Origin of the sequence: Nesterenkonia ebinurensis, from assembly GCF_008711175.1 — a bacterium.
GTDB classification, from domain to species: Bacteria; Actinomycetota; Actinomycetes; order Actinomycetales; family Micrococcaceae; genus Nesterenkonia; species Nesterenkonia ebinurensis.
Window position 1 is genome coordinate 314,887 of sequence record NZ_VWNF01000032.1, and the last position, 16,548, is coordinate 331,434.

A 16,548-nucleotide genomic window follows, 5' to 3' on the forward strand; every position below is an offset into this window, starting at 1 on the left:
CACCACAACAGCTGTACCGCGCAGCTATTCCTCTGCAGCTCCTAAATCCAACCCCATCTGCCAGAAGGCGGTCTCCATGCGAGTAGCAGTGGCGAAGATCTGGGCCAGCTTGGGGAACCGGGCATCGGAGAGGAAACGGGCACCCAGCTGCTCAATGTTCGCAGTCGCGTCATCGGCCATCTGCTGAGAGTCTTCGGAGGAGTACTCCGCGATCCACTCCGCGTAGGGGTGCTCGGGATTAGCGTCTAATGCTGGCTTGAGCCGGTTGCCGATCTCCGCATAGCCGATCACACAGGGCGCCAGGGCCACGTGCAGGTCCAGCAGGTCGCCCTGCATTCCGACATCGAGCACGTATCGGGTATAGGCCACAGTGGCCGGGTGTTCAGGTGCGGACTCCATTTGTTCGCGGCTGATCCCCCACCCGGCGCAGAGCCGCACATGCAGCTCGGACTCCTCGATGATGGCTTGCAGTCCGGCCTGCCCCTTGGCCAGATCGTCGAAGCTGTCCCCCTTATAGGCAGCCAGCGCGTAGGCGCGGGCGAACTGGATGAGGAACAGATAGTCCTGGATCAGATAGTTGCGGAATGCCGCCTGCGGCAGGGTCCCGGCCCCCAGCTGCTGCACAAACGAGTGATGGGTGTAGTCGGCCCAGTCATCTGCGGCGGCGGTCTTCAGCTCTTCAAACAGGGTCATTCGATTCCTTTCCCTACGACGGTTCAGGACTTATCCCTAGCCGCATCAGGTTCATTGGGTCCCACGCACCAGGCGTAATCTCAGCTCCTTGCCGGAGCACCCCACGGACTCTTATGACGTTATCAGATGTCAGTGCGGCAGTGATCCTGGTCTCCCCTGCCACTCATCACCCCAGGTCAACAGTGGACGACGCCGTCCCTCAGGACACGATGAATATTTTCGCAAGTTATATGTTGCGTAATCAATGACGTGGTGTGTAAGGTAAGAGTCACTTGGGTGCGACACAGCGAGAGAGACAACTCGCTGCAAGGGGACCAGCTTCGGTGCGGAGCTGGTCCCCTTTTTTCTGTGCTGGTCCCGGTCGTTCGGGGTACGGCCTCGCTGCCGAGAGCTTGCCCCCGCAATCCGCAGTTGCTGTGCCCGATATCGGTGTCATCAGCATGGAAAAGTCCGGAATAGCGCCAAGATTCGGTACAGTAACTCATCGGCTAAGCCGGCGGTGAGGCGCAGCCGGAGCTCCGGGGACTGCGGAGCCTCCGGCGATCAGTGGGAGGACACGGCGGGAGAAGCTGCCCCGGCGTCGTCATTCTCTCCAGCTGGGGTCGCGCGGAGGGTCAGGCCCAGCAGCAGGGTGCCGATGCTCAGCGCCGCAGCGACCCGGAATGCGATTCGGAAGCCCTCCAGAGCGGCCTCATCCGGACCCGCACCCTGGGCGGCAGCGAGCGCAGAGCCGATCCCCACCGTGGCCACCAATGCGGCAGTGCCGATGGCCGCGGCCAGCTGCTGCAGGGTGTTCAGCACTGCTGAGCCATGCGAGTACAGCGGCTGTGGAAGCGGGTTCATCGCCGTGGTGAAGGCCGGGGTGAACAGCAGAGCCAGCCCGCCGGAGAGCACCAGGTGCAGCAGCAAAACCATCCACAACTCACTGTCCGGGCCTAGCAGACCCATGCAGAACAGCGCGGCGATCAGAATCAACGCACCGGGTGCCACCAGTGGTCGCGGACCTATCCGGTCGTAGAGCCGACCCACGAACGGTGCCATCAGCGCCATCAGCAGGCCGCCGGGGAGCATCAGCAGACCGGTGGTCAGGGTGTCCAGGCCGCGTACCGACTGCAGGAACAGCGGCAGCAGGATGAGGGCGCCGAACAGGGCGATCATCATCAGCAGCATCATCAGCAGACTGCGGGTGAACATGGCGTACTGGAAGGGCTTGAGGCTCAGCAGGGCCGAGTCAGTCCTCTGCAGCCGGACCTGGAGCAGGGCGAAGGCGGCCACGCAGAGCACGCCGATCACCAGCACCGCGATCGCCACCGGGTCCGCCCCGGGGCTGTCTGCTGCGGCCTCTACGTCCTCCGTGCCGTGCCCTCCGCCGATCTGGCTGATCCCATAAACCACACCGCCGAAACCGGGCACAGCAAGCAGCAACGAAGGGATGTTGATGCCGCGCTCAGCGATCCCGGGATCCTTGTTCAGCCGCGGACGGCCCAGCAGCAGGGAGAGCACCGCAATCGGCAGGATGGTGAGGAACATCCACCGCCAGTCGGCCACATGCAGGATGAAGCCGGAGAGCGCCGGGCCGGTGGCCGGGGCCACCGAGATGACGATGGCGATATTCCCCATCACCACGCCGCGGCGACGCAGCGGCACCAGGGTCAGCACAGTGGTCATCAGCAGCGGGAGCATGATGGCGGTGCCGGCGGCCTGGACCACCCGGCCGGCCACCAGGAAGCTGAAACCAGGGGCAGCGGCACAAAGCGTGGTGCCCAGGATGAACAGTCCCATGGCGGCAGTGAACACACCGCGCAGACTGAACCGCTGGATGATGTACCCGGTGGTGGGGATGACCACCGCCAGGGTGAGCATGAAGGCCGTGGTGAGCCACTGCACGGTGGGCTCGGAGACCTCGAACTGCTGCATCAGCGGGGTCAGCGCCACGTTCATGATGGTCTCGTTGAGGATCATCACGAAGGCGGCCACAAGCAGCGCGCCGATGGTCAGCTTGTCTGCGGTGGGCATCCGCTCATCAGGCAGCACAGGCGGGGCGGGTTGAACAGACACAGGCACTCCTGAGAAGGGCAACGAATCTAGCGAAGCTGCCCGTTAGGCGGGGGTTGGGGTGCATCCCCAATGAATATCAGCGAGGAGTTCAGGGCTCCGTGCGCCAGAGCAGACCAGCCATGACTCCGAGCCCCCTGCCGGGTTCGAACCGACGACCTGCTGATTACAAATCAGCTGCTCTACCAGCTGAGCTAAGGAGGCGCGACGCCATCAGAGCACACCCAACCGAGCCGAGTGAAGCACCGCCGCTTGCGCGAGCACTTCCGAGGCAACCGAAGAGCGTGAACGGATATGAACGACGCCGACACACCAGTCTATAGCCGAGCACCGCAGTCTGCCCAACTGAGTTGGTCCTGGGGCTGAGCTGGTGTCCGCTGATGCGGGCTACTCATCCTCGTCAGCGGCGTCGTCCTCCTCACCGTTATCCGCCTCGGACTGCTCCGGGGCCTCCTCCTCGTCAATATCCTCGAGGTCTTCCTCATCGATATCAATGCCGAGCAGGTCCTCGCCGGTCTCCTCCTGATACTCCTGCACAGCAGCCATGATGAGGTCACCGGTCTCCATATAGGGGTCAGCCAGCTGGTCATCCACCCAGATCAGGGGAGTGGCGTTGGCGCCGCTGGCGCTGGCCAATGTGGTGGTGTAGTTCACGAAGGCGCGGTAGGTGCCATCGTTGATGCAGTCGGAGAGATCCACCCCGTAGTCGTTCTGGGCACGAGCCAGCAGCTCATCGTTGGAGTAGTCAGCACCCTGGGCTCGTTCGGAAGTGATGGCACCCAGATAGCTGAAGTAGTTCTCCGGAGATTCCTCCGCCATGCAGGCAAAAGCATTGGCGGCCCGGGCAGACTGGCCAGGCTGATAGTTCACCGAACGGTACTCCAAGGTGATGGCCCCGGCGTCGAGCCACTGCATGAGCAGTCCGTGGTAGGCGGATTCAAAAGTGCCGCAGGCGGGACAACCGGCATCGGTGTAGATGATCACGTGGGGGATCTCACCCTCCTCACGCGGCTGCACTCCGGTGGGCATGCCCTCAGCACCCTCTCCGATGGCGACGTCATCGAGCTCATCAGAATCGATGGTGCCCAGATCTGCACCCTCAGCCAGTTCGGAGGAGGAGGTCAGCACGAACCCACCCTGCTCGGTGGCTGCAGCCGGGGCGGGCCCCTCGGTATAGCTGCCGCCGCCTTCTCGGGTGAGCACCCAAAAGGTCAGGCCGATCACTACAGCCAGTGCTACGGCCACTACGCCCAGGCGCAGCAGCAGAGACTGCATCTTCTGTTTGCGCTCCTGCTCCTGCTGGAGCTTACGAGCCTGTTCGCGCGCACTCGCGCCGCCATTGCGTGCCATAAGAAAGGTGACTCCGATTGGTATAAGGCAGTAGTTCAAAAATGAAGAACAGCTAACAGGGTACCGGTTGTTCCTAGCTTCCCGAGCGCCGTCGGCGACCCGATTGAGTCGAACGAAGACGCGAGCTTGCTCGCAATCTTCCGAGGCGATTGCCGATTGTGTGCCGAAAGCACACTGCCCGCACCGCCAAGGCGCGCGCTGTAGGCTGATCACATAAGAGTCGAAAGGGGCGCAGAAGAGATGACAGAGACCGCTGAACAGGGCGAATATCAGACCGGCTATGAGTTTGTCGTGGTGGCCAACCGGCTGGCGGTGAACCGCACCACCAACCACGACGGCTCTACCGGCTGGCAGCGCTCCCCCGGCGGCCTGGTCACCGCACTGGCCCCTATTATGACCAGTTCTGAAGGCGCATGGGTGGGTTGGCACGGCGCAGCTGATGAGACTCTGGATCCCTTCGACCACGAGGGCATGCACCTCCACCCGGTCCCACTGAGCGAGCAGGAGGTGGAGTACTACTACGAGGGTTTCTCCAATGGCACGCTCTGGCCGCTCTACCACGATGTGATCGCCCGCCCGCTGTTCCACCGCCACTGGTGGGACGCCTACCGCAGGGTCAACCAGCGTTTCGCCGAGGCGGCGGCCAAAGTCGCAGCCGTTGGCGCCACCGTCTGGGTTCAGGACTATCAGCTGCAGCTGGTGCCGCAGATGCTGCGCGACATCCGCCCCGATGTGAAGATCGGATTCTTCAACCACATCCCGTTCCCGCCGCCGGGACTGTTCGCCCAGCTTCCCTGGCGGCACTCGGTGATGCGCGGACTGCTGGGCGCCGACCTGATCGGCTTCCAGCGGGAGTCCGACGCCCGGAACTTCCAACGCGCTGTCCGCTACCGACTGGGCTACTACATCAAGTCTGATCAGGTCTTTGTTCCACTGGAGGAGAAGACCCCGGCCCCGCTGGAGGGCTTTACCGCCGATCCGGCTCGCGGTACCGCCCCCCGTCAGCTCTCCACCCCGGAGGAGGGCACGTTCCGCCGCTCGGAGGCCAAGGCCTTCCCTATCTCCATCGACACCGAGCGAATCGTCAAGCTGTCCAACGATCCCAAAATCATCGCCCGGGCCGCGCAGATCCGAGCGGAACTGGGCAACCCGGAGCATATCTTCTTAGGCGTGGACCGACTGGACTACACCAAGGGCATCCGGCACCGGATGAAGGCCTATGAGGAGCTGCTCCAGGAGGGCAAGCTGCAGGTGGGCACGCACACCCTGGTGCAGATCGCCAGCCCCTCACGGGAGGGTGTGGAGTCCTACCAGCGGCTGCGCGATGAGATCGAGCTGACCGTAGGCCGGATCAACGGCGAGTTCGACACTATGGGTCACACCGCCATCCGCTATCTGCACCACTCCTACCCGATCGAGGAGATGGTCGCGCTCTACCTTGCTGCCGACGTCATGCTGGTCACCGCCCTGCGCGACGGCATGAACCTGGTGGCCAAAGAGTATGTGGCCGCTCGTAAGGCAGGCTCCGGGGTGCTGGTGCTCAGCGAGTTCACCGGCGCGGCCGACCAGCTGCGCCAGGCTCTGCTGATCAATCCCCACGACATTGACGAGCTCAAGGCCGCCATGGTGCAGGCCACTCATCTGGATCGGGAGAACGAGCGCAAACGCATGCGTTCACTGCGCCGCCAGGTGGTCAGCCACAATGTGCAGCGCTGGGCCAAGGACTTCCTGCACCGTCTGGATCAGCTCTAGAACTACGACGACGCCCGTCCACCACTTCCGCCGAGTGCATGATTTGTGCAGCACTTTGCCCCCTGAAAGCCCAAAACTAGTGCACAAATCATGCACTCAACGATTAACCACTGCTGAAGGAGATTCACGTGCCTCTGACCCCCGAGCTGGACGCCGCACTGACTGAGTTCGCCGTCCAGCCGCACCTGCTGGCCTGCCTGGACTTCGACGGCTGCGTGGCTGAGCTGGTGGCTGATGCCCATACCGCCCGCCCGGTCCCAGAGAACGCTGCTGCCATCGACCGGTTGGCGCAGCTGGAAGGAATCACTCTGGCCTATGTCTCCGGCCGGCCTCTGGAGACCTTGCGCGAGCTGGCTTCCCCCCCGCAGGGCACCCTGCTGTTCGGCTCCCACGGTGCTGAGCGTTGGCTGGGACCTGATTCCCCGGGGCTGGAGCTCACTGCTGAGCAGAGCATGGCTCGCACTCAGGTGCTGGAGACTTTGGAAGCGGTCGCCGCTGAGCACGAGGGTGCCTGGGTGGAGCATAAGCCGGCGGGCGGGGCCCTCCATGTCCGGCACATCACCGACCAGGCGCTCGGTGAGCAGGTGCTGGACACCGGTCGCACCGCGCTGTCGGTGATCGACGGTGCGTATCTCAAAGAGGGCAAGCAGATCCTGGAGGCGGTGGTGGTGAAGTCCACCAAGGGCGAAGCGATTCAAGAGCTGCGCATGCTGACCAGCCCGGATGCGGTGCTCTTCGCCGGAGACGACGTCACCGATGAGCACGGCTTCGCAGTGCTCGCCGCCGGGGATATCGGAGTGAAGGTGGGCGAGGGTGAGACCAAAGCCGCCTACCGCATCCCCAAACCGCGCTCGCTGGCTGAGGTGCTGAACAGGATTGCTGAGCTGCGAGCCGCCGGGTAGGTCGGACATCGCGCCTTGTAAGCGTTTCCCCCTAGACTCATGCCTATGAGTCCTGCTGCTGGCCTGAGCCTCACTGCTTCAGGCACCATCCCCCAGGAACTGCTGGATCTGCCCTGGCATCTGCCACTGGTGGAGTGGCCTGAGGATGTGCTGGCCGCCCTGCCCCGCGGCATCTCCCGGCATATTGTGCGCTTTGCCTATCTGGGCGGCTCAGTGATCGCGATCAAGGAGACCTCAGAGCGTTCCGCCCGGCATGAGTATCGGATGCTGCGCCAGCTCAACCGACTGGGTGCCCCCAGCGTGAAGCCTGTGGCGGAGGTGGCCGGCCGCACCACGGGGGATGGACAGCCGCTCTCCCCCGCCCTGGTCACCCGGCACCTGCGGTTCTCACTGCCCTACCGTGCGGTATTCAACCAGATGATGCGCAAAGACACCTTGACACGACTGATCGACGCCCAGGCGCTGCTGATGGTCGAACTGCACCTGCTGGGCTTCTACTGGGGGGATGTCAGCCTCTCCAACACCCTGTTTCGGCGCGACGCCGGCAATTTCAAGGCCTACCTGGTGGACGCTGAGACCGGGGAGATCCACGCCAGTCTTTCGGCAGGTCAGCGCGAGTATGACCTGGAGGTCGCCCAGATCAATATCGCAGGCGAGCTGATGGACCTGATGGAGGGCGGGTTCGTGGATGAGGACGTGGACGCCGTGGCCACCTCCGCCCAGTTCATCGATTCCTACCGGGGCCTATGGCAGGAGCTGACCGGGGATACCGCCTTCGACCCGGACCAGCGCTGGCTGATCGAGGAGCGGATCCGGCGGCTCAACGAGCTGGGCTTCGACGTGGAGGAGTACGATATCCGCTCCGCCCGCGATGAGGGCCACCTGCTGCTGCGCCCCAAGGTGGTGGATCCCGGACATCATCACCGCAGGCTGATGCAGCTGACCGGCCTGGATGTGCAGGAGAACCAGGCCCGCCGCCTGCTGGGTGCCATCGACGCCTATCGGGCGGCCACTGACCCGCACGGCGATGAGGCGGTAGCAGCCCATATGTGGACCCAGCAGGTCTTCCAGCCGACCATCGCCAAGATCCCCCGCGATCTGCGCGATAAGCTGGAGCCGGCCGAGATCATGCACCAGCTGCTGGATTACCGGTGGAATCTTTCCGATCACCAGGGCCGCGACGTCACCCTGGAGGAGGCTCTGCCCACCTTCATCGATGAGGAGCTACGCGGCTACCGCGATGAGGCGGTGCTGATGGTCAACCCCACCACTGATGTGATCAGGCAGATGGAGCTGGGCGCCAGCCGCTCCGCGGCAGCAGATGACGACGACGCCCGCGCCGAGGACGACCAAGACGCTTCCGCCTGGTACGGCTGAGCACTATCCGGCCGGACCGGAGCGGGGCCGGATCAGAAGGCTCAGAGTCAGGCAGAGCAGGATCATGCCGCCCATACATATACTCATGACTGTCCATCCCCTAGCCTCAAATACCAAGCCGAGGGCCCATCCCAGAACCCCGGAGCCCAGATAGAAGCAGATGGTGAATGCGGCGCTGGTTTGGGAGCGAAATGTGGAGTCTGCTTCATTGCCGATGGTGGTCACAGCCGCCGTCTGAGTCACGAAGAAACCGGCCGTGTAGACCACAAGGCCTGTGATCACTAGCCACAATTGGGCGCTAAGCATGCCAACCAGTCCCACCAATAAGGTGGTCCCGCCAAGCGCCATCGTTGCCTGATAGCCGAATCGTTCCATCCAGGCAGCGCCGAAGCGGGAAGAGATGGTCCCTGCGAAATAGGCGAAGAACACCAATGAGGCAATACCCGGTGCTAAGAAAAAGGGCGCCTCCTGGAGCCTGAACGCAATGTAGTTGTACATTCCGACGTGGATTCCAGTCATCAGGAAGCCCTGCGCATAGAGTCTCCACAACGTGATGGTGCCCAATGCTTTCTTGAACCTGCTCCGCTGTGATGCTGCTGAGCGTTCGTGCTGCTGAGCTAAACGCGGGATGCCCCAGTAGAAGACCAGGGCGATGATCAGACTGGCCAGTGCCGCCACAAGCACCGCCCCTCGCCACCCCAACATCGGTGCAAGCGGACCTGCGATAACCCTTCCTCCGGCACCACCGGCAGCCATTCCTGCAATGTAGGCTCCTGCCCCAAGTGCCGCTATGCGTCCGTTGAATGTTTCCCGCACATAGGCGATAGCCAGTACTGGAATTGCAGCTAAGGCCATACCTGAGATGAACCGGACTCCGAGAAGAATCTGGTAGTTGGGCATGAGGGGCACCAAGAAGCCGGTGGTGACGGAAACCGCAAGTGAAATTTTCAGGCACCTGAGTTTCCCGTAACGGTCTCCGGCCCACGCTGAAGGCACCACGCCGCAGGCCACACCTGCCATTGCGAAGGAGACGGTTAGCGCGGCATCCGAGGCGCTGATCATCCAGTCCTGGGAAACATGGGGAAGAACTCCCTGCAAGGCATACATCTGCGTGAAAGCAGCCAGCGCCAAGCAGAACAAGGCACACTGGAACTTAACGGTGTCGGCCCGGCTGAAATGCTTCTCCACTCAATAAACCTTGGTGAGCTTAAAACGCTCCAGAGCAAATGGCTCAACGACCTGGCTGGTCTTCCCCGTCTGCATCATCTCTGCAATGTACTTCGACAAGCACCAGCACCAACTATGAGGTAGTCGGTGCTGGTCATGACGAAGCCTCAGCTCTACGCAGTGACGTTGTGTGGCGCCGAGCTCGCCATATCGACCACGCGATAGTCAGTATGGCAACGCCTGCGAAGGCCATGAAGATGGGGCGCTCTAAGTAGAACGTCCCTGACATGGCGATGGACTGGCGCATCGTTTCCTGAAGCATGGGTCCCAGGATGAAGCCCATCACTAAGGGCGCAAGGGGCAAACTTGCCTTATGGCACAGCAGGGCAAAAATACCTGCGCCGAGACAGACAAAGATGTCGAAGAAGCTGTTCCGGTCCAGATAGGCCCCTACTAGGCAGAGTATGAGCACCAGCGGGCCCATCACGTGGAAGGGGACTCGGGCTAGACGCGCCCACATCGGGACCAAGGGCAGGTTCAGAATCAGCAGGATCACATTGGCCACCAGGAAGCTGACCAGGATGCCTGAAGTGAACTCGGCATTCTGAGTGAACATAGTGGGCCCCGGAGTCAGTCCGTAGACCATCAATGCTCCGAGCACCAGCGCCATCGAGGGCCCTGTGGGAATGCCAAGGCTCAGCAATGGAACGAAACCGCCCATTGCCGCACCATTGTTCGCCGCCTCTGGCCCGGCGATGCCCCGGATGTCACCGTTGCCGAATTGTGAGCCGCCTTTCTTCTCTGCTCGCTGCCGCTCCCAGCTGTAGCTGAGCAGCGCCATGATAGAGGGAAGCATGCCTGGAATAAGGCCGAAGGAGAAACCTTGAGCTGTGCCCCGTGCAGTAGGCGCTACTGAGTCTTTCAGCTCCTTCTTAGTGGGCATCAGTTTTCCCAATGGTGCTGATTTTGCTGAGTGCCCACGTGTGGTGAGCGTTCTCAGGATTTCACCAATCCCAAAGAGTCCAATCATCACCGGGACGATGGCGAACCCTTGGGCGAGCGTCCAGGTGCCCCCTGTCATGACGGTGGAGCCGCTGATCATGTCGTAGCCCACCATTGACAGCAGAATTCCTAATGCTGCCATTGATAAGCCCTTGAACATTGATCCAGAGACCAGCCCAGCTACTGCTGTCAGTGCGAAGAGCACAAGCCCCAGCATTTCCGGCGGGCCGAAGCGCAGGGCGAGATGCGCTACTGATGAGCCCAAGATGATGACTCCCAAGGAGCCGATAATGCCTGCTGTGAATGATGAGATTGCTGCTACGGCCAGGGCTGCGCCTGCTCGCCCCCGCTGGGTCATCGGATAGCCCTCTAAGGCTGCAGGAAGAGAGGCAACTTCCCCTGGGATATTGACCAGTATGGCGGTCGTTGAGCCGCCGTACATTCCCCCGTAGTAAATTGCTGCGAGCATCACAATCCCGGAGAGCGGATCGAGATATGTCGTGATGGGGAAGAGCACAGCGATGGCCGTGACTGGGCCCAAGCCTGGCATGACTCCGAAGAATGTTCCTAGGAAGCAGCCCAGAAGGGCAAAACCCATCCTTTCCCAGGTCATAATTTCAGCCAGTCCGGCAGCTAATTGGTCAAGCATTAAGGTGTCCTTAGGTATCTAGGGCAAGAGGCTTCCGCGAGGCAGCCGAACCCCAACTGCTTGGAAGAGCCACGCACTCAGCGCGGTGGAGATCACGGCGAAGATGATGGTAGGAATGATCTTTCGTTCCGAGACCAGCAGGCCATACACCAACAGAAACAGTCCAGTAGCAGCGATGTAGCCGATATAGGGAAGAAGCACGATCCAGCTGATGAGCAAGCCGATGCTGCGGATCAGGAGTTTCTGGGCCTGCTTAGGAGGCACAGACTCATCCAATACAGCGAAAGGCTCGGTATCACTGGTCTCTTCAGACTCGGTAAGTACGTCTTGAGCCACCGTGGCGCCGACCGACTGGGCGGCGGCCTTCCTGCTGAAGGGAATCAGGGAGACCGCCGCCAAAGCGGCCAGGATGACGCCAGCAACCATAATGAAAGTTGCCGTCCAGGAGGCGGCCTGGGAGCCTCGCGTGAGCAGACGAAGTCCGTCCGCAAGAGCAAACATGCCCGCGATGACGAGCAAGAACGTGGCAGAGAGCTCAGCCCAGCTCAGCCCCCAGATCCTCCGAAGCGCCATGCCGTCAGTCCTCTAATGCCCCGTCGAGCTCGGCGAAAGTCTCAGCTTCAGTTTCAATGTATACCTCGAACTCATCTCCGGTGAGCACATCAACTACCATGCCTAAATCTTCAAAGCTTGCCGCCAGATCTTCATCGTCGGAAAGCCCCTCTAGAGTCGTGGCGAGAACTTCCGCGACAGCATCGTCCAGGTCTGCAGGACCAGAAAGGCCCACCCAGTAGATCATGTCCAGCTCTGGGAAGCCTTCATCGGCAGTCAGGGGGACATCTGGGAAGTTGGGATCTTCGCCTGTCTTAGCCAGAGGAATGAGGTCGCCCGAGCTGTAGAGGGCAGCTGTTGCACTGGTACCACCCACAGCCAGGTCTACATCTCCTGCTGCGGCGGCCTGCATGGCATCTCCTGAGCCGGTGAACGGCACCCAGTTGATGTCATTGGCATCCACGTCGATCTCTGCCAGTAGCTGCAGAGTGGTGAAATCACTGGTTGAGGTTCCGCCTAGCCAGGCGATGGAGAAGCTGGAGGGGTCCTCCTGGATAGCCTCAATAAGGTCGTCCATGGTTTCGATGCCAGAGTTTGCACTTACTGCATATGCGTGGCTGCCGGAGGCAACCCGTGCAATAAAGGTCCGGTCATCCCATTCGTAAGGAAGGTCCTCGAGCAGGCTCTGCAGGGTCGACGAGCCTCCTCCGTCTGCCAGGAGCGTGTAGCCGTCGGCAGTAGCATCGTTGACGTAGCTGACTGCTGTAATTTGGTTTGCTCCCTCACGGTTGGTGGGGTTGACCGGTTGGCCCAGTTCGTCAGCCAGTGCCTCGGCCATGGCCCGGGCGGCCAAATCCGTGGCACCGCCCGCCCCGAAGGGGATGGTCAGGTCGATGGCTTCAGTCGGGTAGTCGGTTTCCCCGTCATCGTCTCCACAGGCAGTCAGTGTCAGTGCACAGGCTGCCACTACGGCGCTTGCCAGTTTCAGGTGTTTCATTGTTTTCTCCTCATCCTTTGTTTTGGTGCGGTAGAGCGGTCTGTTGAATGGCTCCGGGCACGTAATGCTTCTCGTGCCGCAGCGGTTGCCGGCCCATCGACAGTCCCATCGGCAGAAAGGACTACTCCGTATGTCTCTTTGAGGGCATCGGCGGTGATCTTGCCATCGGCCAGGTCGAGCCGGACCGCTTCAGGATCACGGTTCAGGGGGAGGCCATAACCACCGGCTCCTGGGCTCTGGACTCGCATGATGTCTCCTGAGTGCAGTGCGACGCCGCTGACCCGCCCTCCCGGAAGCACCTGCTCGGTGTCTGTGCCCGGCCGCACGGTAAACCGTCCTGGGGTTCCGTCCTGCCCACCGGCGTAACCCTCCGGTGGTGAAGTCTGACGGTCTGCGTGGGCAGAGAATTCGGCCCCTTCCCCGAGAATCCGGATATCACGTCGGATGGCGAGGCCGCCGCGATAGGTGCCTGCTCCCCCAGAGTCGGGCACCAGTTCGTATGCCTCCACGCGCAGCGGATACTCAGCTTCCAGGGCTTCGATGGGGAGATTCGATGAGTTCGTGATGTGCACTTGAACTGCATCAAGTCCGTCTGCTTCCGGCCTGGCACCCGAACCTCCGGCAATGACCTCGGGATAAACGTAGAACGAGTCGCCGATCCCTGAGAAGTTCACATAGGTGATGGAGCTGTGGCTTCCGGCCGGTATCCGGTGTGGTGCGGCCTTGGCGAGCGCGCCGAAGATTGCGTCTACTACACGCTGGCAGGCATCTGTTCTGGCTGCCACGGGTGCCGGTGACCGTGGGTTCAGGATGGTCCCCTCGGGTGCTGTGATCTCCACGGAGTCAAAGAAACCACCGTTGGCCGGGATCTCTGGGTCAAGCCCTGCTTTCAAGGCGTAGAAGACTGTTGCTTCCAGCGCAGAGCGGACTACGTTGACTGCGACATCAGCTTCCCGTCCGGTTCCTTCAAAATCCAGGGCAATATGACCACCGTCCACGGTGATGGTGACTGAGATGGGAATTGGTTCTTTCCCAATTCCGTCCGGATCCAACCAGTCGGTATAGCTGTAGCTGCCATCAGGGACGTCCTCTACAGCAAGCCTCAGCCTGCGCTCGGCATAGTCCAGCAGAGCTTTCGACGAGGCTTCCACGGTCTCTGCCCCATACTTCTCATAAAGCTCCACCAGACGGGTTCCGCCCAAAGCGGCCGAGGACTGCTGTGCGAGCAAGTCCCCGTAACGCTCTTCCGGCAAACGAGAGTTGAGCAGAACGAAGTCGAGGACATCCTTGACGACTTCCCCCTGGTGGGTGATCTTCACCAGGGGGATGCGCAGTCCCTCCATGAACAGTGTGGTCGAGTCCCCGGAGTTAGATCCTGCCACGTGTCCCCCGACATCGGAATGGTGGGCGATATTGGCGCTGTAACCGATGATTTCCCCCTGGTAGAACACTGGGGCCACCATGGTGATATCAGGCAGGTGGGTGCCACCACCTGCATAGGGATCATTGGTAATGAAAACATCTCCTGGTGTGATGCTGACATTCTCGTAACCAGGAATGCCTCCACTGAGCCGGCCCACCGCACCAGCCATCGAACCCATGTGTATGGGGATGTGCTCCGCTTGAGCTATCAGCCGGCCTTCTGCGTCAAAGAGCGCGGTGGAGCAGTCGGAGCGTTCCTTGATGTTTGTGGAGTAGCTGGCCCGACGCAGCACTGACCCCACTTCTTCAGCGATCGATAGCATCGCATTTCCAATCACTTGAACGGTGATCGGATCGACAGTGAGATTCTGGTTGGAATGTGCGGCCTGGGCGGCCACGGTGTCGGTGCTCATCAGAGGTTAACCTCCACGATCAGGGTTCCATAGGTATCGACGACGGCTCTGTGGCCTGGGGGCAGTGATGTAGTGGAGTCCTCCTGTTCAATCACGGCTGGACCGTGGATGACGTCACCTGCTCGCAGAAGATCTCGCGCGTAAATGGGGGTTTCAGCAGCTCCTTCGACAAAGACGACCTCACGGCGCGAGGTCTCTGCCTCGGCCACTGCACCGCTTTCACGCGAGGGGAGTGAAGCTGCGCGGGGGGCTGAGACGGGTTGACTGGCCACTACTTTCACGTTGACCACGGTGAGCTCGGATTCGTCATGACGGAATCCGTAGGTCTTCTCGTGGACCTCATGAAAGGCCTCGGCGATCCGTGCTGTGTCGCTTTCGTTGATTGTCCCGCCCCCGACCTCCACCGGAAGCTCGAAGTTCTGCCGTTTGTACCGCATCTCTAAGGTGAACTGGGTTAGCTGCTGCCCTTGGGGGACGTTTTCGGCTTCAAACCAGCTTTGAGCAGCTTCTCGCAGCTCTTCGATCACTTCGCGGACTCCGGTCACTCCATCGGAGAACGAGAGCAGGCAGGATCTCAGAATCTCTGTGCGCACTTCACTGACAAGAAGGCCTAGGGCACATAGAGTTCCGGGGTGGGGAGGGATCAGCACCGTCCTGATCCCTACCTCTTTAGCGACTTCAACGGCGTGAAGCGGTCCGGCACCGCCGTAAGCGATAAGCGCGAGATCGCGGGGGTCGTCCCCGTTGTCCACCGATACTTTCCGCACTGCTCGCGCCATATGCGAGTTGGCGACACGGAGGACGCCAAGGGCTGCCTGTTGTTGGTCACTGCCGAGTCCTGCAGAGATTTTCTTCACTACGGTTTCTGCTGCTTCCAGATCCAGGCGCAGCCCGTCACCAATCGCCTGATCAGGGTTCTGGCGACCAAGCAGAATATTTGCGTCTGTCACGGTGGCCTCTTGTCCGCCTTTGCCGTAGGCGGCTGGGCCCGGTACAGCGCCGGCACTTCGAGGACCAACGTTGAGGGCTCCTGCCTCATCGATCTTTGCGATGCTGCCCCCTCCGGCCCCAACTGTGTGGACATTGACCGAGGGGGTGCGCACCACATATCCGTCGATGGAGCGTTCGCTGGTGACTGTGGCCTCCCCGTCTCTCACAAGGCACACATCTGTGCTGGTTCCACCCATGTCGAAGGTAATCACGTCCTTGTACCCCGAGGCAGCGGAGACCCAGGCCGCTCCCAACACGCCAGCACTGGGCCCAGAGAGCAAGGTGGTGACGGGGCGGGTCACAATCGAGGTGGGTGAGACCATTCCACCGTTTGACTGGATGATCTTCGGTGAGGCGGCTACACCGGCTGATGCCGCACGATTCTCCAGGCGCGATACATAGCGGTGCATTCTAGGGCCCACGAAGGCGTTGATGACCGTTGTTGACATCCGTTCGTATTCACGGAACTCAGGGGCAACCACACTGGACCGAGTCACGTACCGGTCTGGAAACCATTCTGCAATCTTCTCGGCAACGATCTGTTCATGGGTGGCATCGCGATAGCTGTGCAGGAAGCAGACTGCGATGGCATCCACATCCGTGTCAGCAAGATTTTTCCGAAGCTGGTTGAGATCATCAGCGTTCACTGCCCGAAGAGGGTTCCCTTGGAAGTCGAGACGTTCATCGACTTCGAATATGAGACGACGCGGAACCAGCACCTGTGGCTTATCAACAAACAGGTCGTAGAGTGAGGGTCGCTTCTGCCGGCCGATCTCCAGGACATCTTTGAATCCCTTAGTCACAACAAGTGCAGTGCTGGAGCCGTTGAGCTCAAGCAGAGTGTTTGTCGCGACTGTTGTCCCGTGTCCCAGGTAGCTGACATCACCAGGCTGGTGGCCTGACTTGGTCAGCACTGAGGTGACTCCGTCTACCAGGGCCTGTGACTGGTCTGTGGGGGTGCTTGGGATCTTGCCGATATGAAAGTTGCCCTGAGCATCAAGGGCGGTGATATCGGTGAATGTTCCACCGACGTCGACTCCGATTCTCACGAGTGTGTCCTGCTCTTTCTCCTCGCCGCTCAGCGCGGCATGGTGTTAGCGACTCCAAATAGCTGTGACTTCAGCCACGCTCAGAATATGTAGAACGTACTACATCTAATTTGACTTATGTAGTGTTTCCGACGTGTTACCGCGGCAACAATCTTGGATTACTACATCCACGGAGCGG

General features: G+C 61.0%; 12 protein-coding genes, 1 tRNA gene and 1 riboswitch. Of the genes, 3 read left to right on the forward strand and 10 right to left on the reverse strand.

The genetic code is table 11. From position 1 onward, the window contains the following. Positions 1-24: 24 nt before the first annotated feature. The 4 genes from tenA to F0311_RS10945 all read right to left on the reverse strand — a co-directional run bounded on the left by tenA (position 25) and on the right by F0311_RS10945 (position 4,098). A complete protein-coding gene (gene tenA, locus F0311_RS10930) occupies positions 25-693 on the reverse strand; it encodes a thiaminase II (RefSeq protein ID WP_150461956.1) in 669 nt (222 codons plus the stop codon). Continuing rightward, positions 686-807: riboswitch (TPP riboswitch) on the reverse strand. Its footprint overlaps the gene before it by 8 nt. Positions 808-1,236: 429 nt before the next feature. Continuing rightward, positions 1,237-2,709, reverse strand: coding sequence for a DHA2 family efflux MFS transporter permease subunit (locus F0311_RS10935; protein WP_150462035.1), 1,473 nt, complete (start codon positions 2,707-2,709; stop codon positions 1,237-1,239). A gap of 170 nt (positions 2,710-2,879) precedes the next feature. Then, a tRNA-Thr gene (locus tag F0311_RS10940) sits at positions 2,880-2,952 on the reverse strand. Between the two features lie 183 nt (positions 2,953-3,135). Next, on the reverse strand, positions 3,136-4,098 hold the full coding sequence (locus tag F0311_RS10945; RefSeq protein WP_150461957.1) for a thioredoxin domain-containing protein: 963 nt from the start codon (positions 4,096-4,098) through the stop codon (positions 3,136-3,138). A 240-nt stretch (positions 4,099-4,338) separates the two neighbouring features. Between F0311_RS10945 and F0311_RS10950 the strand changes: the two genes are divergently transcribed. The 3 genes from F0311_RS10950 (at position 4,339) to F0311_RS10960 (ending at position 8,129) form a co-directional block, all read left to right on the forward strand. Beyond that, positions 4,339-5,850: an alpha,alpha-trehalose-phosphate synthase (UDP-forming) gene (locus F0311_RS10950; RefSeq protein WP_150461958.1), complete on the forward strand. Its 1,512-nt coding sequence runs from the start codon at positions 4,339-4,341 to the stop codon at positions 5,848-5,850. Positions 5,851-5,978: 128 nt separating this feature from the next. Beyond that, positions 5,979-6,752, forward strand: a complete 774-nt coding sequence (gene otsB, locus F0311_RS10955) for a trehalose-phosphatase (protein ID WP_191089881.1) — start codon at positions 5,979-5,981, stop codon at positions 6,750-6,752. Between the two features lie 45 nt (positions 6,753-6,797). Continuing rightward, complete coding sequence (locus F0311_RS10960; protein ID WP_150461960.1) at positions 6,798-8,129, forward strand: DUF4032 domain-containing protein; 1,332 nt, start codon at positions 6,798-6,800, stop codon at positions 8,127-8,129. Positions 8,130-8,132: 3 nt separating this feature from the next. Here F0311_RS10960 and F0311_RS10965 read toward each other — a convergent pair whose 3' ends face one another. From F0311_RS10965 to F0311_RS10990, 6 genes are all read right to left on the reverse strand, one after another. Beyond that, positions 8,133-9,317 (reverse strand): MFS transporter, encoded by a 1,185-nt coding sequence (locus tag F0311_RS10965; protein ID WP_150461961.1) that lies wholly within the window; start codon positions 9,315-9,317, stop codon positions 8,133-8,135. Between the two features lie 133 nt (positions 9,318-9,450). Beyond that, a complete protein-coding gene (locus F0311_RS10970) occupies positions 9,451-10,947 on the reverse strand; it encodes a tripartite tricarboxylate transporter permease (protein WP_223881274.1) in 1,497 nt (498 codons plus the stop codon). An 18-nt stretch (positions 10,948-10,965) separates the two neighbouring features. Beyond that, on the reverse strand, positions 10,966-11,520 hold the full coding sequence (locus tag F0311_RS10975) for a tripartite tricarboxylate transporter TctB family protein (protein ID WP_150461962.1): 555 nt from the start codon (positions 11,518-11,520) through the stop codon (positions 10,966-10,968). Positions 11,521-11,524: 4 nt separating this feature from the next. Beyond that, entirely contained in the window at positions 11,525-12,496 is a 972-nt protein-coding gene (locus F0311_RS10980) for a tripartite tricarboxylate transporter substrate binding protein (protein WP_150461963.1), read from the reverse strand. Further along, entirely contained in the window at positions 12,493-14,331 is a 1,839-nt protein-coding gene (locus F0311_RS10985; protein WP_150461964.1) for a hydantoinase B/oxoprolinase family protein, read from the reverse strand. The genes F0311_RS10980 and F0311_RS10985 overlap by 4 nt, the downstream gene beginning before the upstream one ends. After that, a complete protein-coding gene (locus F0311_RS10990) occupies positions 14,331-16,370 on the reverse strand; it encodes a hydantoinase/oxoprolinase family protein (protein WP_223881275.1) in 2,040 nt (679 codons plus the stop codon). Before F0311_RS10990 ends, F0311_RS10985 begins: the two co-directional genes overlap by 1 nt. Between the last annotated feature and the right edge of the window lie 178 nt (positions 16,371-16,548).

Coding starts and splice junctions, on each gene's coding strand:
- F0311_RS10960 (WP_150461960.1), top strand. CDS start 6,798: ATGAGTCCTGCTGCTGGCCTGAGCCTCACTGCTTCAGGCACCATCCCC.
- F0311_RS10970 (WP_223881274.1), bottom strand. CDS start 10,947: ATGCTTGACCAATTAGCTGCCGGACTGGCTGAAATTATGACCTGGGAA.
- tenA (WP_150461956.1), bottom strand. CDS start 693: ATGACCCTGTTTGAAGAGCTGAAGACCGCCGCCGCAGATGACTGGGCC.
- F0311_RS10975 (WP_150461962.1), bottom strand. CDS start 11,520: ATGGCGCTTCGGAGGATCTGGGGGCTGAGCTGGGCTGAGCTCTCTGCC.
- F0311_RS10980 (WP_150461963.1), bottom strand. CDS start 12,496: ATGAAACACCTGAAACTGGCAAGCGCCGTAGTGGCAGCCTGTGCACTG.
- F0311_RS10935 (WP_150462035.1), bottom strand. CDS start 2,709: ATGCCCACCGCAGACAAGCTGACCATCGGCGCGCTGCTTGTGGCCGCC.
- F0311_RS10950 (WP_150461958.1), top strand. CDS start 4,339: ATGACAGAGACCGCTGAACAGGGCGAATATCAGACCGGCTATGAGTTT.
- F0311_RS10945 (WP_150461957.1), bottom strand. CDS start 4,098: ATGGCACGCAATGGCGGCGCGAGTGCGCGCGAACAGGCTCGTAAGCTC.
- F0311_RS10985 (WP_150461964.1), bottom strand. CDS start 14,331: ATGAGCACCGACACCGTGGCCGCCCAGGCCGCACATTCCAACCAGAAT.